This window comes from Aquimarina latercula DSM 2041, from assembly GCF_000430645.1.
Lineage (GTDB): Bacteria > Bacteroidota > Bacteroidia > Flavobacteriales > Flavobacteriaceae > Aquimarina > Aquimarina latercula.
The window spans coordinates 192,198-209,806 of the sequence record NZ_AUMK01000003.1 but is presented as its reverse complement, the minus strand read 5'-3'; the positions used below and the strand labels follow the sequence as shown (position 1 = coordinate 209,806).

Sequence of the window (17,609 nt, the reverse complement as noted above, 5' to 3'; positions counted from 1 at the left end):
CTAGCAAATTTCCCCGAAAGTTATTACTAATAAAAGACTTTTTGCGAATATGATGTGTTTTCTTTATCCGTTTGGATGTTATTCTGAAGACCAAATTCTTACACTAATATTGTATAATTGCTATTCTGAGGATAGCTTAGACCTGCCAGCAATAACATAAGGATACCTAACCTATTTTTAATTTGATAAAATTATATTTACCTAAGTAGGGCAACGAAGATTATTCCTTATTTACCAAATGAAGATATTTCTGATCAGCGCATTCTCCAAATACAGTAAACGGATTCATTGCATTTCCGTAGTTCTGTATTACGATTTCATCTCCATCATAACTGCCTTGTACTTCTTTTTTGGAGTTATCAATTAATAATCCTTGGAAAGTAATATATCCATCTTTTATTAAGAATATTCCCTTATGTTCTCGTTTACTGGTTTTTAGATAATATTGATTTCCTTCTAGCTTGATTTCTAATCCACAAGAAGATTCTGTTTCTAATGTGTATACTTTTTGATACAACTGATAACTTCCGTAATATCGGAGCAATTGTTTTGATTTTTGAGTAGATTCTTTTTCATCACAATCATCTTCTCCTTTCTCAAAAGTTTCCATGGTTGTAGTTTCCACATTCACTTTAATATCATAAAAACCATTGTTTTGATTATGGTCCATAATCAGGACCTTACCTACACTCGTAAATTCTCCTGTGCATCGCATATCCCATTCTCCCCAGTAAGAGTTTATTTCGAAAGCATCTAATACGCGTACCAAAACACTCTCTTCCTGAATAAAAAGAGAAATGGTGATTGAATTATAAGGATTCGGTTTAGATGCTCCTATATAAGAAAGTGTAATTCCAAAAGCTCGCTTTCCATCGGCAACCTTATAATTGGCTGTGTCAATGGATATCTCATCGATACGAATAGCATCAGAATACCAACTTTCTTTTTCATAAAATTGTTGCTTGATCTCCGCCGTCTCCGAATCTACCACCAAAATATAACTGTTTAATGTAAAAACGTCCCAATCGTACTCTTGGCTAGCTACTGTAGGAATCACTACTATAGTACTGGTCTCATCATAAGGCATTACTTTCTGTACAACAAATTGTTCATACACTTGTATGGGTTGAACTCCAAGTTGTTCTAAAATTTTGGCTATAAATGGTGAAGGCGTAAAAGCTTCTGATTCTTCTTCTATAGTTTCTTCTATATCTTGCGAAGGTGGCTCCTCCGCTCTTTCTACAGCAGCTTCTACTTTTTCTGGAATGCTTTCTACTGCGTTTTCTACCTTGGTAGTTACTTTATTTTCTTGTGTTGTATTACAGGAAATTAATAGAATGAGTACTATAGAAATAAGGAAAAATCTATTTTTCAACCTTGAATCTTGTTTTAATATCATTAGATATATTATCTGAAATCATTAAAAAATTATAGTCTATATAACCGTTTGGAATTATTGACTTATATACACCAGTCATTCCATTGTAGTGAAATCTTATTATTTCTATTTGATTATTCTTAAAAACAAATTCATAATTATTTAAATCTTTTAATTCAAATGGTCTACGTTGTTCTAAGTGACTTTCAATAATATCAAATTCTTCTTGATCCTCATCCTTAGTTAAATCTAAATCATCCAAAATATCTTGAAAATATTTAGTGTAATCATCATTGAAAGATTTCAAAATGGTGTCGGGGTTTACAAATACAACATCATAATCAAGAAGCTTATTTTTTTGAAGATCTAATGTCAAATACTTAAAAAATTGATCATAACTACTAAACTGATTGTAACTATATTTAATTGTAACAATACCTTTATTTTCACTCTGTATTTTGTATCCTTCAGGGGAATATACACACTCGTTAATCTGATCTTTTTTAAAGCAATCCGAAAAAAGTTTTTTCTTTATTTCTAATCGTTTTTGAGGATCATTAGATTTCAATTCACCATTTACTGATACGCTTTGGACTTCTTTTTGAAGTTTATTGATTACTTCACTACTTTTATTATCAATTTTCAATTCTTCAAAAACTGCATAAGATTGATTTATAAACAAAGAGTCTTTAAGAATAATTATTTTAGTCTTTGAATTTTCTGTTTTATTTGTTTGCGAATTACAAGAGACAAAAAACGTAATTGATATTATATAAATTAAATATTTCATATTTAGAATTTAGAAAAACTAAGATTAAGATACACCTAATTCTTACCAATACTTGCGCATCCTTTATACATATTACCATTAACCGTAACAAAAGCTTCATAAACTAAATAGTTATCAGACAGTCCTAAAGAGCAAGATTTGTCTGGTTCTAACTTATAATCAACTCTTCGAATTAAACCAAAAGCTTTATTATTGTTAGATTTAAACATCAAATTGAAACCTGATTGTTGATCATAATAAAATTCACATTCAAAACTTTCTTCTCTTACAGAATCAAATTTTTTAAATAAAAGCTTAGATGAGTTTATTTTAAATTGCCAATATGGCCCATTTCCTTCACCAATAAAATATAATTTACTAGAATCCAAAATTTTAACTAATTCCTCCGGTTTTAATTGATCTATTTGTGAAAGAGAGTCTTTATGAACAAAAACTATGGAATCTTCCTTAAAAACTTTTAGTTCATTTTGATCATTATATTCACCTAAAAAAATTACTTCTTCTTCATATTTCTCTTGACAACTAAGTATTGATGGAGAAATAATAATAAACAAAATCGTTACAATAATAAATAATTACTGCTTTGCTTCATTCTAAAATCTCTATATCCGATCGTTTTAAATATCCCCCTGAAACTATAGTGCCGTCGTAATATACTTTTACCCAATCATCCTTTATCTCTTCAAGATATGCAATATCCCCTTTAACCAAAAAAGCTTTCCTTTTTGATACTGATGACATTTCTGTATGGAAAAAGGTTTTGTTAACTATTACTTTGATTTTTTTCGATTGTTTCTTAATTCTATATTCTTTTATGTAATTGACCTTGTCAATTTTAGATCTATTTTTAAGTTGGTTAAAAATTTCTTGTGGTACTGATGATACTAGTCTAAAACTAACTTTTTCTTTTTTATCGCCATAATCGAAATCATCATCTAAAATTTCAGCTACATCAAAATACCTATTAAAATTAGTACTAATTTCTATATCCTTAGTACTATAAGCTTTTAACCCTTTTTTAAATTTAATTAATAACTTTCCTGATTCTTTTAAACTATTTATCAATACATCTTCGCTTAATGATGTTTTTGAATCATATGCATTCGAAAAACCAAAATAACCTTCATCAAGTATTAAATTATTATCTGTACGACTAATAGTTATATCTAATACTTCATTTACATTAACTATTTTATAGTACTTATTCTGATTGTAATCCTTAAATTCTGATTGGTGCTCCAAGTATTCAGAAAAACTCTCCCAAATTCCTTGAAAATCCTGAACAGAATGTTTCGATTCTTTTTGATCTAATTGATCAATGACCTCACTTGAAACTTCGTTCAAAGATTCTTCAATCTCTATTTTTTTATTACCATTATTTTTACAAGAGAATAAACTTAATGATAAGAAAAAAAGAATAGTTACTAAATAAATTATATTTTTCATCTAATTTTTATTTATCTAAAACTTCATAAGCTTTTTTAGTATACTTCTTTCTATCAGCCAATCCATTATCTCCACCATTTACATCAAGAGTAACAGAAGTTATAGTCGCATTGCTGTTACCTTGATCAGCCTTACTGTTAGTGCCATTTTGTACATGAGTCCATATAATCATTGAAGCTTTAATAGCAACTTCGACATCTGTTTTCAGAAGAGAAATATCATCTCCCATAAAATCTTTGGTATCATCGGGATATAATTCTTTCCATTTATCATCTAAAGCCTTATACTTATCCTTGCCTGTTAAATGTATAAAACCTACGCCAAAATAATCTGAACCATCTTCGGTAGATTTTTTCCCATTATCCATTCTACATCCATATACATAGTCAAAAAGTGTTTTGCTTTGAGTATAAGAAGATTTCACAGTATATAACGCATTGAATTCTGTATAATTCCAAGAAGCTACATATTTGCCATTTAAAAGAACTCTTGTTACTTCGATAGGATCATCAACATCTCTTTTATGACCATACTTTTTTTGATAAGAAGTAGAAGGATTAGTATACTCACATTCTAATGTAGCATCATATCCTTCAATTAAATCATGATATTTAAACGTGTATTTATCAGATTTTGTTGGGTGCGATATTAAAACTTTCCTAAGAAAAGTGTTATAAATATTTTTCGCTGAATAACCATAATTTTCTTCTAAAGCTTTTAACTGACCTGTTTCAGCACCTATTTGCCCTAAGAAATGAGACATTCTATCTAGATTATGAATCTCAAATTCATCACTATATTTATTAATAGCTTTAGCAACTTCTTCCCTACGCGTCTTCTTAGATTCAGGAAATATTTCCAATAATTGCTCAGGAGTAATCGGAAATTTCGGTCCACCTTTCAATTCAAACCATTGTCCATCCGTATCTAACCATCTGTTCGTAATTTTTTCTCCTCTTATTTCTCCTTCTTCAGTATCTCCGAGATATTGAATATTTAATTCCGTTTGACCCTCTAAAGTATGTGCATCGGCTAAAATGTATAACAAGGTTTTCTTATCAGTAACATCATTCAAAGATTTAATCCAACCATCTTTTTTTTCTTCATCACTACTATCAATAGCTATTTTAAAAATAGCTTGATCGGCAAAATCATCTTTATTTAAATAATCAGTCTCGCACATACCACCGATAGTTGTCTTCACCATAGTATGATAATTATCCTGATCATCCTTAAGCATTATATTCTCATCCTGTTCTTCAATTCCCTTTTCCTTGCCTTGACGAACATTAATAGCCATGGTTTTACCTTGCAACAATTCAGTCTCTACTATTACATAGATTTCTTTTCCAATATTACCCTCATCAACTTTTTTAAAAGTTATTTTCTTTTTCTTTTCCTTTGCTGCTATAAGTATTGGTAGCGTAATTTCTTGTCCTATGTTAAGGCTGTTTTGATTCGCAGTAGTAATCGTTTCATCACTTTCTATAATAGCTGCAACTGTTGTACCCTTCTTATTAGCTATTTTACTTAATGTATCACCAGATTCTACCGTATATATTTCATTATCTTGTTCACCAGATTCGCTTTCCACTTCAATTTCTTCAATAGTAGCTTCTGCAAAATATGCTTTAGTAACCTTTGGTCTTACGATACTAAGCGGAGTAATCGTTTTAAAAATATTTGGAAAATCCTTAAATTTTAAAGTAGGCATAATCTATTTTTTTTGAGAAATAATCTCCAATTTTATTTTTTGTGTATCAGACTTGATTACTAAATCTTCTATAACATCATTAACTAAAACTTCTCCATTGTACTTAAAATCATTTTCATTATCATCAAGATCTATATCAACATCCTTACCAACACCATTCTTAGTTTTTAGAACTAGATACACTGCAGTACCTGATTGCAATTCATCATCCGGAATCATTTCTCCATTCATATCTGTATAATACATATCCTCTATTTCAGGCTCTGCGTTCTCCTCCCGCTCTGTAATTGGTGTAGCATTCGTAAAAGGATTACTAGGATTCCAGTTTTTTTCAAAAATCTGACCGCGCACTCTCTGAATACCTGGCGACAATACCAATTCCATTTTTAACGGACTATTACCTTCTGCATTAAATTTTTCTTCTAAATGAACACAATGGCAATTCGCAAATTCGAAATCAAATAGTTTACTAAATCCATCTCGTTTAAAAAATCGAACATATCCGTTATACGTGGTATGCGTAGAAAACATCCAATCGTAAAACAATTCATCATTCTTAGTGGATTCTATTAAAACATTGATTTTACCATCCTGAATCGTAGTTTTAGGACGACCATTGCTATCCATCAGTTGCTGATATAAAAATGTACTGTCAATTACATTTCGTTCTTCGTCATTAATAAATAGTTTTGCCTGAAAGGCCATAAGCGTTTGAATTTGGTATTTGGAAAGCTGAAAATATCAAAAATATATGTAACAACGGTTACCATCACGAATTATTTCGATATAGGTATATTTTCCCGTGATAAACTGTAAATTTAGATATCGGTAATCTATTATGTAAGAAATCAAATGACTATAAAATCCTTTATAGTATATCGAACGAAAGAATATTTATTTAGAAACAGGAAATTTGGTTAAGCTTTTAGCCCAAGTAATTGCATCACCTAAAGATTCGAAACTACGAAACCTACTTTTTATGAAGAGTTTTTCTATCAATGCATTTAGTATTCCTTTTTTAGTATAACTTATAATTGCATATCCCCTCATTTTATAATCACTTCTATAAAACTTAATCCAATCACTCGGTTTTACCGCATAAGAATGTACACGATTAGTAATATAAACAACATTACCTCCATCGTGATCATAAAGATTAGTTAAGTCTTCTACCAAAAGTTTTGCGTGATCAGCCCAAGTAACTACAGTATCTTCTTTAAACTCACCAACCACAAATCCATCAAATAAATAAAAATTTCCGAAAGGATAATTTAATTCGTGTATAGCCTGATTATAAAATATAGAGTCTTTAAGGTATTGCATAGGAAACAAATGTATTATTTTTCCAAATCTAAACTACTTGTAATTCACTTAATTTTCCCTTTTAAATCGGTAAATAGCAAAAAGATGTCGACGAATGAATTGCAGACCATTACCACTTACAGAAAAAACCGCCCTAACTATTAAGAGCGGTTTTATTTAGTCTTGGGGTATTCATACATTTATTAATTCTTAAGCAACTTCATTGTTTTGGTTTCTCCATTAGCTGCTGTAATCTTCACAAAATACAATCCTTTATAACCTTTTAGTTCTACATTAAATTGATCTGCTTCTTTTTGATGATCCGCATAAATAACATCTCCTGCCATATTTCTGATCACTATCCCTACATTAGTATAGATATCATTAAGACGTATAGTTACCTCGCCTTGTGTCGGGTTAGGATATGCGTTAAAATCTATCGTTTTAATTTCTTCTGATTGTGTGATTTCTTCTCGGCCATCTTCTTTTCCACCAAAATTACCTATAGTAAACTGTTCTCCACCCATTGGCTGGAATCTTTCATCAGTTTGTAAAATATTATAATTTAAATAGGTCCCTTCTTTAAGTTCAACTTCTGGTTTTACCAATAACTGAAGACTAAAGGTTTGATAGGGTTCTGCTTTTACCTCATAAATACGAGCTTTGGGTTCATATACCCTATAGACATTTCTATCTACTCGTTCAATTCCTTCCATCTTTGCTTCTGCTAAAATTTCATTTAACTTTTCGTCAGGAATGATATAAAAAGCTCCTATCTTTTCAAATGGTATACCCGTTTTATTCTCTGTAACGTCTAATGATAAATTAATAGCTCTAACTCGTTTGTCCACATTTCTAATGAATACATAAGGTGCAGTATTATTAAATGCATTGATATCATAGACACTCACATTTTTCCAAGCAATGTTATTATTATTTCTGGTATTGTTCCATACAGCAGTTCCTTCTACTCCGATTGGATCTGTTGCAGATTCTATTCTAGCTAATAAACAGAAGTGATGTACATCGTTTATAAAATCTGCTGGATTAGGTGGATACCAAGGAATTTTTACGATAATCTCATCATCTGGAGATGTCGGTATTGGCACATCACCAATAAAATCTCCGTGTAATACGCTGCTACCACTTACCATCTGATAATAATTATCCCAATGTAATGGCCAAGATAATCCTGTAGAAGCTTTACTAAAATATAATTTTAAAACTCCATCATCAATATTAGAGCAATTCTTTCTATTAATTCTTACATATACCCAATTAGGACTCAATAATTTGTATTCTGGATTTTCATGGGTTAGTACGCCATCATCATCGTTACGCACCCAAATATCTGGACTAAGGTACATAGTTCCCGAAGATGGTTCTGTTCCATCATCCAACGTGGTATCTCTAATATAAATATCTGAAGTATTCGCTGCCAACACAGCTTGATGTGCGTTTAATCTACCATACCCCAATTCCTGAGAATGTCCTAACTCCGCTGGATTCCAGATATAATCATATCCTCCTACTTTATCAGCTGTACATTTTAGTATATCTTCAATCTCCTGATTACTTAATGTCGGATCTACTGATAGCATCAATGCTGCTACTCCTGACACTGCTGGTGCAGCAAACGAAGTTCCATCGCTATCGGCATAGACATTTCCATTTTGTGTACTACGAATCCCTACACCAGGCGCTGCAAGATCCAAGTTAGGACCAAATTGCGAGAAACCTGCTTTAACATCTGCATTTGTTGTTGCTGCTACTGAGAATGCATTTACATTTGATGCCGGATACGAAATAGCTCCCGCTCCAGAATTCCCTGCAGCACACACTATAAATACTCCCGCATTATATGCATCTTGTAGTGCTGTATCTATAGCCGGCGAACTCCCAACAGTTAAACTAAGTTGAATGATATCTGCTCCATTATCCATTGCATATATAATAGCATCGTCCAAAATAGAAGCATTAGGAGCAAAATCTCCAACTCCTTCTAACATCAATCTAGACCCTACAGCGTTATTACCGCCGGCAATGCCGGACATCCCAGTGTTATTATTCGTTTTAGCTCCAACGATTCCTGCTACATGCGTACCATGCCAAAAAGGTCCTCTGGAATCATTATCTGCATTATTAAAATCCCAACCTTTCCAATCATCAATAAATCCATTACCATCATCATCTATTCCGTTTCCGGTAGTAGGATCATTTGGATTAGACCAAGCATCCTCTCCTGGATTAAGATACACATTCTGATATCCATCTGTACCAAGCCCTAAATCTTCATGAGTCCAGTCGGTTCCGCTATCCAAAATTGCTACAATTACCGAGCTATTTCCAGTAGTAATATCCCAAGCATCTTCTGCATCAATATCCGCATCACTAGCTTGTTCTAGCCCCCATTGTATTCCGAACTGAGGATCGTTAGGTGTTAAAATATATGTACCCATCGTATTCGTGAAAACTTGCTCAGCATCTACTTCCTTACTCATTTTCTCATATGAATCGAGTAGTTTACTTTTGGTAGTAATTTTAAAGTCATAGAAACCTAATCGGTTACTTCGCATGAATTTCATCCCATAGATGTTTTCTAATCTTTGAATCTCCTTGGGTGAAGGTGCTTTCTTAAATTGAATTGTAATTTCATCACTTAATGTAAATTTTTGTCCAGTTTGCTCATCAACCAATTTCCAACCATCTTTTTCTTCCAAAAATTGTTGTTGATTGATTGTTTTTGTCTTTTGTGACCACGAAAAGCTAGTGATCAGTGCCATAAGGCACCACAGAATTGTTGTTTTAGATTTCATATATAATATATTTAAGTTGATACCATAAACTTACACTACTACTAATGAGAGATCAACAGGTATTACACTTATTAAAAACGGGGATTTATCCCTTATTAATTATGGTAATCCTATAATCAGAAGCTATAACTTAAAAAAGCGGGGCACAACAAATTACAAACAATTAACTATCAATATATTACATTCAAATCATAAAGCTTATCAAAGGAAGCACCCTGAAAACAGGGTGTTTTTTTCACTGAAAAGAGTGTTTGGTAAGGGAATCAATCAATATATCTTTGTAGTGGTCATAGAAACCAATTAATTAACACTTATATAAAAATCATGAAAAAAACCATTTTAAATTTCGCATTAATCATTGCTGTTCTTTTTGCAGCTTCTTGTAAAAATGAAACTAAATCCGACGCTGCTGATAGTGCAGAAAAAACGGAAGAAGTTGAAAAAACTGAAAAAGCAGAAGAAAAAAGTAATGAAGAAACAACGACAGCAGCATCTGATGGTGTGCCAAGTTTTAGTGACGAAAAAGTACAAGAGTATGTAAATTCTTATGAAGCTTATATTGAAGAATATAAGAAAGTAGTCGAAAGTAAGGATATGACAGCTTTTGCTTCTTTAGGTCAAAAAGGACAAGAATTAGGTACAAAAGCTCAGGAAGTTATGGGTAATCTTTCTGGCGATGATGTAAAAAAGTTAAATGATTATATGACTGCAAAGTCAGCTGAATTGCAAGAGTTATCTAAAAAACTAATGCAATAATCATTTAGAAATATTAAGTTAAGTTTAGTTACCTTAATTGATGGGGGTTATTTGGCAAATCCTGTTCTGTTTATGGACAGGATTTGCTGTTTTTAAACAATATATTATTCACACAAATAATTAATCTTAAGATATGTTATTAATAAAAAAGTTTATGTCAGTTTTCGAAGAACAGGCCCAAACTATTGGCTTGTCTTTAACAAAAAGGAATGATAATCTACTGATCGCAGAAAATCACGAAAAGTATTTACAGCTAAAAACCTACTTAGAAGAATTTGGTGGTTCTGGTCAATTAGCAATAGGTGAATTAAAAGTTATTAAAGGAAATATTCAAAAAGCATTACTAGAAGATCATTTTCAAATTCGCGATGATACCTTGGTTGAGAAAAAAATTGGAAATTTCACCTTATATACAGAAAAAAAAATACCAATTCACAATATCAAATTAACCTATCTTCAGAGTCTTTATACTAAAATATTTAAATGTGATGAATACATTATCATAGAACAAAAGGGAAATCATGACCTCATCCGAAAAAACCCTGTTTTTATTGAATTTTTAAGAGGTAAAATGACAATCGATCAACTATTTGATTTAATCGCCTCTCTAGATATTCCTAATGGGTTGTACATTCAAAAACCACGAGGCTTTGGAGATCCGGAAAAAGTTAAAAAATGGAAAAAAATAGGGTCCATAATTTCTATTATTACCCTTATCTGTTTTCTACTAATTAAACTTCTAAAATACCTTATATATTTAGGATAGTTTTTTTTAAGGTAGTTTTTGATATTTCTGGGCGCACGCTTCGATACAAGGAAAATACAGAAATAATCTTCCTTCTTTTATTTCGAAACTAATACTCGTAGAATTACCACAATCCACAGTTATAACATTCTCATCAATGGAGTAACTTTCTGTGCTATCTCCTTCTCCACCAATGGTTATTAAACATAAAGTTCCATTAGACACTTGAAGTACCCCGGCAGGGAGAAATTCTAATTCTAAATCACTATTTACTGGCTGGAATGTACCGCTTCCATCTCCAGGATCAACCAGTTGTTCTATTAATTGCCATTTTCCTAATAAATCAGGATCAGCAATCGCATCATCATCATTACTACAAGAGAACACACATAAAAGAGGAATCAAAATAAGAGGTATATACTTTTTCATGATTGCGTTATTTATAATGTAGATGCGTTATGTAGGATTGGGTTGCTTTTCAATAAAAAATAATTTAAAATTAATTTCTATCCGAAACTCTGTAAACAAATTTTAAACCACTCCAATCATCATCTACGGCAGCTACCTTAATGTCAACTAATCCAATCTGTAATACATGAGTTCGGATCAACTCTCTTTTAAGATTAGTGGTTATTTTAGAACTTCCTTTCGGCCAGCTAACCCATAACATTCCGGTTTTCTTTAAAGCAGTTTTATAGATTGGGATAATCTTTTCTAACTCTATTATTGTTTTACAAAACACATGAATAAAATCTGCTTGCTCATTTTTTGCCATTTTCAGTTCTTTTATCTTATCAGGAAGATCAGAAAACAAATTCCAATAATGATCTGGACGATTATATAATAAAATAGTACATCCCTCTTTTATTCCCAATTTTTTAGCTAATGGAGTTCCTGAATATCCTGCTGGCATAATGCATGAATTAACTAATGACACTTTATAAAGTTATTAAAAAACATAGAAAATACAATCATATATTATTATATCCATAATTATATGCTTTCTGATTAGGAAAAAGTTAACAATTTATCATACAAAAGCATTGTTTACCAACGCAAAGTTTTTTACTTTCGGCGTCAATTTGATTCTTAATTCTACAAATCAATTCATTATGAAAAACACTGCATTAACAGAAACTCATATTGCTTTAGGTGCTAAAATAGTTCCGTTTGCAGGATATAATATGCCTGTTTCTTATGAAGGAGTAAATATTGAACACGAAACTGTCCGCAAAGACGTGGGAGTTTTTGATGTATCGCATATGGGTGAGTTCTTAATTACGGGACCTAATGCTTTAGATTTAATCCAAAAAGTAACTTCTAATGACGCATCTAAACTAATAGATGGAAAAGCGCAATACAGTTGTTTACCTAATGAAAAAGGTGGTATTGTAGATGATTTAATTGTATACAAATTAGCTGATGAAAAATATTTGTTAGTAGTAAATGCTTCTAACATCCAGAAAGATTGGGATTGGATACAGAGTCATAATACCATGAATGCTGATATGCGAGATCTATCTGAGGACTATTCTTTATTAGCAATTCAGGGACCTAAAGCTGCTAAGGCAATGCAATCCTTAACATCTGTGGATTTAGAAGCAATGAAATTTTATACGTTTGAAGTGTCTGATTTTGCTGGGATCGATCATGTGATTATTTCTGCAACTGGATATACTGGTAGTGGTGGTTTTGAAATTTATTGTAAAAATTCTGAAGTACAACAAATATGGAATAAAGTACTTGAAGCTGGTGCTGATTTCGGAATTAAACCTATTGGTCTTGCTGCAAGAGACACCTTGCGTCTAGAGATGGGATATTGCCTTTATGGTAATGATATCAATGACACAACATCACCTATAGAAGCAGGTTTAAGCTGGATTACAAAGTTTAGTAAAGACTTTGTAAACGCAGAAGCATTGGCAAAAGAAAAAGAACATGGTGCAGAACGTAAACTTATAGGGTTTGAATTAGATGAACGAGGAATTCCAAGACATGATTATGATATTGTAGATAGTAATGGAAATATCATCGGAATAGTTACTTCTGGTACGATGTCCCCTTCTTTAGGAAAAGGAATCGGATTAGGATATGTTCCTAAAGTTTTTGCTTCTCCTGGTAGTAAAATTCATATTCAGGTTCGTAAAAAAGCAATTCCAGCAACAGTAATAAAATTACCTTTTTACAAAGGATAATTATTTTATAACAATAATAAAAGGTAAGTTAAGTTTCAAGATTACAGAGTTTAGTGATCTTTGAAACTTAACTTTTTTAGCATAACGTAGTATTGAAAAAAATTCTAATCATAGGAGCCAGTGGTTTTATAGGAAACGCTCTATATAAAGAGCTTAATTCTTATTTTGATACGTATGGTACATATCATACGGATAATCCCTTTTATGAAAAGAATCAAAAATTCTTTCAGTATGATATGGAATTAGAAGATATCTCAATATTATTAGATAATCTTAAACCCACAATCATTGTTTCTGCTATTAGAGGGAACTTTAACTCTCAAGTCGATGCACATCACAGAATTATAGATTGGATCAAGAAAAATAAATCTAAATTGATATTCTTATCCAGTGCAAATGTATTTGACACCTTTAGTAATTATCCTTCTTATGAATATGATAAAACATTAAGTGAAAGTGTTTTTGGTAGATTTAAAATAAAAATTGAAAATGCATTGATGCGACTACCAACTCATAAATACGTAATCGCGAGGATACCTATGATTTTTGGAGCTAGTACTCCACGTGTACAAGAGCTTAGAACATTATATGATCTTAAAGCCTCGATAGAAGTTTTTCCTAACGTTATTATAAATGCTACTTCAATTTCTAAACTGACACAACAATTACATTACATAATTAATAGAAGTAAAAAAGGCATCTTTCATCTAGGAAGTACTGATCTTATCTATCACTTAGATCTTATAAAAGAAATCTGTGATATGCTCCAATTTGAAGATCCAATATTTAAACAAGTTTTTGATTCTAATAATGATCGGTATTTAGCGGTACTTCCTAAAGATAACTTGTTACCAAAAAATCTGCAAATCACAACCAAAGAAGTTATCGATTCTATTATCTTAAAGTAAGTCAGATTCTTAATGAAATTATAATCCATAGTTAGAAGTCATATTTCGTCCTTATCTTTGTTTAATATGAATTTTGAAGGGAAGAAGATTATACTATTTGATGGTGTTTGCAACTTATGTAATGGTGCTGTTAATTTCATTATCAAAAGAGATAAGAATGATGTTTTTAGATATGCATCGTTACAAAGTGATATAGGTAAAAAATTGGCTTCAGAGATTGGTGTAGATACGTCAAAGTTAGATACTATTCTGCTTATTGAACCATCTGTAGCATATTATCATAAATCAACAGCCGCTCTACAAATTGCAAAGCGGCTGTCTGGTGGTTATCCGTTACTTTCTGTTTTTCTTATTTTTCCGAAGATTCTAAGAGATTGGTTTTATGATATTATTGCTAAAAACAGATATAAATGGTTTGGCAAAAGAGATAATTGTGTAATTCCAACTCCAGAACTTAAAGCCCTATTTATTGATTAAATCGGTTAAAATATAATTTAGAAAATCAAAGTATTTCTTGATTCTCGATTTTTTTTAATTCACTCTTTTCTTTAGCCAGTTCATTCATATTGTCAATATGCACAAATCCTAAACAGAATATTGTAAAACATATAAGAACTACCGGTAATAACAATTGCTTCATATCTATTTTATTTTGGGATTAAAATAACTTGGGAGCAAAAAAAGACCATCCTTTAATTACGGTTTAAAAGTAATCATGTTTACACCCTACTCACCTTCGTCTTTTAGAATTCGTAGCAATTCAATTAGAATTCGTTATTGTAGTGATTGTACTTATCAAAAAAACGTTTTTAGAAGCATCGACCAAACATCATTTAAATAGGAATTTGTCCTAGACTTAACGGTAAAATCAAAGGTATATAGCATAAAAAAACTGCCTTACTATAAATAGATAAGACAGTTCATTGGTGGTTATCCGTTACTTTTTTTGTTTTCCCTTTTATTCCTTCAGTTCCGAAGTAATAGTTCCCTCTTGTTTATTAGTTTGTAACGTATCCTTTCCTTCTCTTCATTTTACATCAAACTCTTCTATCGTTGTATCGATATCAGAATTATCATCAATTTGGTGTTTCTCTCTTAGCTGATTATATTCTTTATCAAGCTTGTTTACATTATCAATATGCACTATACTTAGGCATATTACTGCAAATGAGATCAAAGCTACTGGTAGAAAAAGCCGTTTCATAATGAGTCTTTTTAAGTTTATTAATATGTGTGGTTCAAAAGTATACTTATCTATCGCACAAATTAAGGGGACTTTAGCTAAAAATCATATAGGGGTTTTCCCCCTTTTTTAATATATAATAACCGTAAACAAAACACAATATACTAATAAACAAGCATTTAGATACATATATTTAAATCAAAAAATATAGCGTTAATATAAAATCATAAAAAAAGAGCTATACAATAGCTCTTAAAATTTTGGTGAAATCTTATGTCTCTTTTTGTTTTTTAGAGGATAAAAACTAGTTTATAAAACTATCTCTCAAAACGAAATGAAAAACCATCTTCAAATGTTTCTTCTACGGTAAATGATGTATTTTCTAAATTAATACCTCCTACAACTATTTCGTTAACAATAAGAATATCAGCATCCGCCGGAGCAGAAATACTATAGGTATAAGTTCCTGAATCTAATAATACATTAAAAGATGAATCAGTAATCGTATTATTAATAGTTACCATTCCTGTAGTTTCATTAAAATCCCATACAATAAGGCCTTTTTCTATATCCTCATCCACTCCTGTAACTCCACCAGAAACCTTAACCAAGTTCCAAGCTCCTGCAATTGTTGATGACTGGGCATTATTATCATCATCATTACTACAACTGAATAGGATAATCGAAAGCAATACAATACAAAAGTGTCTCATCTGTTTATTTTTTTAGTTTATTAAAAGTGAAAAAACTAAAATTTATACCCGGTTATCAATTAGTTAATTCTCTTAATAGATGAAATACTTATAAATTGGTTGCGTCTTAAGAGTAATAAGTTAACCAAGGATAGGATTAGCAATTTTTTCTATTTCATCTAACAAAGCATTAAAATCTACTTCAGTTGTAAGAGGATTCATTATTGAAGTTCTTAGATAACGATCCTCTCCTATCATTGTTTGTACGATATAGAATTTACCAGATAAAATCAGTTCTTCTCTTATTTTAGAGTTGAACGAATTAAGATCATTTTCTGATATGTTAGTATATCTAAAATTCACAATATTAGCTTCAGGGTATATTAATAACTCAAATCCTTCTCTATTCTCTATGATTCTTGAAAAGGCTTTTCCTAAGTCATATAACCGATCGATATTCTTTTCGAATATGTCATTCCCGTACATTCTAATATTAGAATATACTTTTAGTGACATCATTAGTTTTGTGCATTCAAAAGTTCTTTTACCAGAATTATACCATTCCCTTGATTGCTGAGAATCCCAAAGATATTGCGCTTTCTGTTCAAAAGTTCTATAAGAATCTTGACTATCTTTAAAAATTAATGCTGTATTTAATGATGGTGTCAGTAACATTTTATGGAAATCGATTACTACAGAATCTGCTTTTTCAATTCCTTTTGCTAAATGCCTATATTTTTTTGAAAAAACGACTCCTCCACCATGTGCACCATCTATGTGAAACCATAAATTATGTTCTGAAGCAAAAGATGCTAATTCATTTAAATCATCATAAGAACCCGTAGATGTAGAAGAAGCACATCCAACAAGTGCAATAACTGTTAATCCTTTATTTTTTGCCTTTTTTAAATACTCTTCTAATAAAGAAGTATTTATTTTAAAATTTTCATCGGCAGGAACTTTTACTATTCCTTCTGAACCAAATCCCAATATTCTAGCTGCACGGTCAATACAATAATGCGCTTCTTCAGAAACTAATACCGCTAATTTCTGATTATGTCCATCTTCCCAAACCGAACCTGGTGCTTTTGCTTTTCGAGCAGCTAATAAAGCTGTCAAATTAGCTAATGTACCACCCGAAGTAAGAAAACCAGACGAATTAGCTCCATATCCAATCTTATCTGCAACAAAATCAGTAACTATTTTTTCCAATGCATTAGAAGCCATTCCCATTTCATAGACTCCAGTTCCATTGCTCAAAACATCAACCATTAAACCAGATAAACTGCTTATTACAGAAGGTACCGCTACTTGATGTCCCATATACCTTGGATGGTGCACATGAATAGATCTATCAAGAATTTTTTGATAAAAATCCATTATACCAGTATCAGAAGATATATCTTCTTTCCAATATGATAATTCTTTTTCTGGATCTTCAAACTTAATAACAGATTGTTCTCTATTCGATTGCACCTGACCAAGGTGGTCAGCTAGCATATCAACTAATTGATGACCTATTTCTCTAAAATCTGAAGGATTGTATACTTTTTCTAATGATTCGTCTAGGAATATATTTTCATTCATAGTACCTTAATTGCTCAATTTTCAATAAAGGTAAAACTACCAATCCTATTAATAAGAAAAAGCATTCAATTTTAGAAAAAGTATAACAAATAAATTC

Annotated in this window: 18 protein-coding genes; 5 read left to right on the top strand and 13 right to left on the bottom strand. The window is 31.2% G+C overall.

The features are described 5' to 3' along the window. Positions 1-220: 220 nt before the first annotated feature. The 8 genes from H526_RS0100995 to H526_RS30510 form a co-directional block, all read right to left on the bottom strand. A complete protein-coding gene (locus H526_RS0100995; RefSeq protein ID WP_035084056.1) occupies positions 221-1,375 on the bottom strand; it encodes a PA3715 family protein in 1,155 nt (384 codons plus the stop codon). Next, positions 1,365-2,168, bottom strand: coding sequence for a hypothetical protein (locus H526_RS0100990; protein ID WP_027391256.1), 804 nt, complete (start codon positions 2,166-2,168; stop codon positions 1,365-1,367). Before H526_RS0100990 ends, H526_RS0100995 begins: the two co-directional genes overlap by 11 nt. A gap of 35 nt (positions 2,169-2,203) precedes the next feature. Next, on the bottom strand, positions 2,204-2,722 hold the full coding sequence (locus tag H526_RS0100985; RefSeq protein WP_027391255.1) for a hypothetical protein: 519 nt from the start codon (positions 2,720-2,722) through the stop codon (positions 2,204-2,206). 34 nt (positions 2,723-2,756) lie between these two features. Then, positions 2,757-3,614, bottom strand: a complete 858-nt coding sequence (locus H526_RS0100980) for a hypothetical protein (RefSeq protein ID WP_027391254.1) — start codon at positions 3,612-3,614, stop codon at positions 2,757-2,759. 7 nt (positions 3,615-3,621) lie between these two features. Continuing rightward, complete coding sequence (locus H526_RS0100975; RefSeq protein WP_027391253.1) at positions 3,622-5,328, bottom strand: LysM peptidoglycan-binding domain-containing protein; 1,707 nt, start codon at positions 5,326-5,328, stop codon at positions 3,622-3,624. A 3-nt stretch (positions 5,329-5,331) separates the two neighbouring features. Then, a complete protein-coding gene (gene tssD / locus H526_RS30515) occupies positions 5,332-6,033 on the bottom strand; it encodes a type VI secretion system tube protein TssD (protein ID WP_051335915.1) in 702 nt (233 codons plus the stop codon). Positions 6,034-6,222: 189 nt separating this feature from the next. After that, positions 6,223-6,651 carry a hypothetical protein gene (locus tag H526_RS0100965; protein ID WP_027391252.1) on the bottom strand — a complete coding sequence of 143 codons (429 nt, stop codon included), beginning with the start codon at positions 6,649-6,651 and terminating at the stop codon, positions 6,223-6,225. A gap of 182 nt (positions 6,652-6,833) precedes the next feature. Next, positions 6,834-9,446, bottom strand: coding sequence for a S8 family peptidase (locus tag H526_RS30510; RefSeq protein ID WP_027391251.1), 2,613 nt, complete (start codon positions 9,444-9,446; stop codon positions 6,834-6,836). A 324-nt stretch (positions 9,447-9,770) separates the two neighbouring features. Here H526_RS30510 and H526_RS0100955 point away from each other — a divergent pair, with 324 nt between their 5' ends. After that, a complete protein-coding gene (locus tag H526_RS0100955; RefSeq protein WP_027391250.1) occupies positions 9,771-10,202 on the top strand; it encodes a hypothetical protein in 432 nt (143 codons plus the stop codon). Positions 10,203-10,356: 154 nt separating this feature from the next. Beyond that, the gene (locus H526_RS0100950) at positions 10,357-10,968 is read left to right on the top strand and encodes a hypothetical protein (RefSeq protein WP_027391249.1); all 612 of its coding nucleotides are present in this window, start codon (positions 10,357-10,359) and stop codon (positions 10,966-10,968) included. A gap of 6 nt (positions 10,969-10,974) precedes the next feature. On the opposite strand, the gene H526_RS0100945 is transcribed toward H526_RS0100950, so the two are convergent. Together H526_RS0100945 and H526_RS0100940 are read right to left on the bottom strand one after the other, a co-directional pair. Continuing rightward, positions 10,975-11,376 (bottom strand): hypothetical protein, encoded by a 402-nt coding sequence (locus tag H526_RS0100945; RefSeq protein WP_027391248.1) that lies wholly within the window; start codon positions 11,374-11,376, stop codon positions 10,975-10,977. 70 nt (positions 11,377-11,446) lie between these two features. Beyond that, on the bottom strand, positions 11,447-11,860 hold the full coding sequence (locus H526_RS0100940) for a hypothetical protein (protein WP_027391247.1): 414 nt from the start codon (positions 11,858-11,860) through the stop codon (positions 11,447-11,449). A gap of 199 nt (positions 11,861-12,059) precedes the next feature. Here H526_RS0100940 and gcvT point away from each other — a divergent pair, with 199 nt between their 5' ends. The 3 genes from gcvT (at position 12,060) to H526_RS0100925 (ending at position 14,527) form a co-directional block, all read left to right on the top strand. Beyond that, positions 12,060-13,142, top strand: a complete 1,083-nt coding sequence (gcvT, locus tag H526_RS0100935) for a glycine cleavage system aminomethyltransferase GcvT (RefSeq protein WP_027391246.1) — start codon at positions 12,060-12,062, stop codon at positions 13,140-13,142. Between the two features lie 92 nt (positions 13,143-13,234). Continuing rightward, positions 13,235-14,050, top strand: a complete 816-nt coding sequence (locus H526_RS0100930) for a sugar nucleotide-binding protein (protein WP_027391245.1) — start codon at positions 13,235-13,237, stop codon at positions 14,048-14,050. Between the two features lie 66 nt (positions 14,051-14,116). After that, a complete protein-coding gene (locus H526_RS0100925; protein WP_027391244.1) occupies positions 14,117-14,527 on the top strand; it encodes a thiol-disulfide oxidoreductase DCC family protein in 411 nt (136 codons plus the stop codon). 550 nt (positions 14,528-15,077) lie between these two features. Here H526_RS0100925 and H526_RS31615 read toward each other — a convergent pair. The 3 genes from H526_RS31615 to H526_RS0100905 form a co-directional block, all read right to left on the bottom strand. Further along, a complete protein-coding gene (locus tag H526_RS31615; RefSeq protein ID WP_155839588.1) occupies positions 15,078-15,254 on the bottom strand; it encodes a hypothetical protein in 177 nt (58 codons plus the stop codon). 296 nt (positions 15,255-15,550) lie between these two features. After that, positions 15,551-15,946 carry a hypothetical protein gene (locus H526_RS0100910; RefSeq protein ID WP_027391243.1) on the bottom strand — a complete coding sequence of 132 codons (396 nt, stop codon included), beginning with the start codon at positions 15,944-15,946 and terminating at the stop codon, positions 15,551-15,553. Positions 15,947-16,066: 120 nt separating this feature from the next. After that, positions 16,067-17,512, bottom strand: a complete 1,446-nt coding sequence (locus tag H526_RS0100905; RefSeq protein ID WP_027391242.1) for a pyridoxal phosphate-dependent decarboxylase family protein — start codon at positions 17,510-17,512, stop codon at positions 16,067-16,069. Positions 17,513-17,609 lie beyond the last annotated feature (97 nt).

Bases quoted from the DNA above. Each gene is read 5' to 3' on its own strand.
- H526_RS30510 (WP_027391251.1), bottom strand. From the start codon at position 9,446: ATGAAATCTAAAACAACAATTCTGTGGTGCCTTATGGCACTGATCACT.
- H526_RS0100945 (WP_027391248.1), bottom strand. From the start codon at position 11,376: ATGAAAAAGTATATACCTCTTATTTTGATTCCTCTTTTATGTGTGTTC.
- tssD (WP_051335915.1), bottom strand. From the start codon at position 6,033: ATGGCCTTTCAGGCAAAACTATTTATTAATGACGAAGAACGAAATGTA.
- H526_RS31615 (WP_155839588.1), bottom strand. From the start codon at position 15,254: ATGAAACGGCTTTTTCTACCAGTAGCTTTGATCTCATTTGCAGTAATA.
- H526_RS0100975 (WP_027391253.1), bottom strand. From the start codon at position 5,328: ATGCCTACTTTAAAATTTAAGGATTTTCCAAATATTTTTAAAACGATT.
- H526_RS0100980 (WP_027391254.1), bottom strand. From the start codon at position 3,614: ATGAAAAATATAATTTATTTAGTAACTATTCTTTTTTTCTTATCATTA.
- H526_RS0100940 (WP_027391247.1), bottom strand. From the start codon at position 11,860: ATGCCAGCAGGATATTCAGGAACTCCATTAGCTAAAAAATTGGGAATA.
- H526_RS0100965 (WP_027391252.1), bottom strand. From the start codon at position 6,651: ATGCAATACCTTAAAGACTCTATATTTTATAATCAGGCTATACACGAA.
- H526_RS0100905 (WP_027391242.1), bottom strand. From the start codon at position 17,512: ATGAATGAAAATATATTCCTAGACGAATCATTAGAAAAAGTATACAAT.
- gcvT (WP_027391246.1), top strand. From the start codon at position 12,060: ATGAAAAACACTGCATTAACAGAAACTCATATTGCTTTAGGTGCTAAA.
- H526_RS0100990 (WP_027391256.1), bottom strand. From the start codon at position 2,168: ATGAAATATTTAATTTATATAATATCAATTACGTTTTTTGTCTCTTGT.
- H526_RS0100910 (WP_027391243.1), bottom strand. From the start codon at position 15,946: ATGAGACACTTTTGTATTGTATTGCTTTCGATTATCCTATTCAGTTGT.
- H526_RS0100950 (WP_027391249.1), top strand. From the start codon at position 10,357: ATGTCAGTTTTCGAAGAACAGGCCCAAACTATTGGCTTGTCTTTAACA.
- H526_RS0100955 (WP_027391250.1), top strand. From the start codon at position 9,771: ATGAAAAAAACCATTTTAAATTTCGCATTAATCATTGCTGTTCTTTTT.
- H526_RS0100925 (WP_027391244.1), top strand. From the start codon at position 14,117: ATGAATTTTGAAGGGAAGAAGATTATACTATTTGATGGTGTTTGCAAC.